Origin of the sequence: Mesorhizobium alhagi CCNWXJ12-2 (assembly GCF_000236565.1) — a bacterium.
Taxonomy (GTDB): Bacteria; Pseudomonadota; Alphaproteobacteria; order Rhizobiales; family Rhizobiaceae; genus Allomesorhizobium; species Allomesorhizobium alhagi.
On sequence record NZ_AHAM01000360.1, the window covers coordinates 1 to 1118 of the forward strand.

Sequence of the window (1118 nt, forward strand, 5' to 3'; positions counted from 1 at the left end):
GCCACGCCGGCGCATGATCGCGGTGTTGCGAGATCCGGCTTGGAACTTTGAGCGGGTTGGCCTTGAAGCCGGACCTTTATCGCAATGGCTATTCGAGGCCCTCGCCAGGGCCGGCCTGCCGGTGATTTGCATCGAAACGCGCCATGTAAAAGCCTTCCTGAAGGCTCAGCCGAACAAGACCGATCGCAATGATGCACGTGGCATCGCGCAGATGATGCGGGTCAATCTGTATCGTCCTGTGCATGTCAAAACGCTGACGAGCCAGAAGCGGCGAGCTTTGCTGACGGCGCGCAAGCTGCTGCAAGGAAAGGCGATCGCCATTGAAAACGATATTCGCGGACTGTTGCGCAATTTTGGGCTGAAGGTCGGGAACGTTGGAGTTGTCAAATTCGAGGAGCGGATTCGCGAGTTGGTCGATGACATGACGGATCTTCAGGAAGTCATGGATCCGCTGCTGACAGCGAGGCGTAAGTTGCGTGAGGAATTCTCCCGGTTGCACACAAGGTTCTGGACATCTCGCGAAACGATGAGATGTGCCGGCTTCTGATGACGATCCCCGGTGTCGGTCCCGTCGTATCGCTGGCGTTCACGAGCACCATCGACATTCCGCAGCGGTTCAAGAACTCGAAGGCTGTTGGACCGATACTGGGGCTGACGCCGAAGCTCAACGAGTCGGGAGAAAGCAAGCGTGTTGGATGTATATCGCTGTGCGGTGACGTGATGATGCGAACGCTGCTTTACGAAGCCGCCCAGACCTTGATGATCAATGTGAGAAAATGGTCATGGCTGAAGGCCTGGGCGATGAACATCGCCAAACGGCGCGGCATGCGAAAGGCCATTGTCGCGCTCGCCCGCAGGCTGGCGGTCATCATGCATCGCATGATGAGTGACGGCACCGAATTTTGCTGGACGCGGAATGATTTGCCAGCCGCCATCTGATCTCAATCGATAACGGCGCGGCATAAAAAGGAGATAACGGGATCCGCAACCCGGCGGATAGGTGTCCGTCGCAGGACGATGGTGAAGTGAGTTCGAAGATCGCTTTGTTCGGTCGTGAAATGACGCTCAGAACGCACGCAAGATTGTTCTACTTCATCATTCTAACCCCATGGTGGGAG

1 pseudogene is annotated in these 1118 nt (G+C 56.4%); it reads left to right on the forward strand.

From position 1 onward, the window contains the following. Nucleotides 1-939: pseudogene (locus MAXJ12_RS34150) on the forward strand (IS110 family RNA-guided transposase); the annotation flags it as partial. Nucleotides 940-1118: the final 179 nt, after the last annotated feature.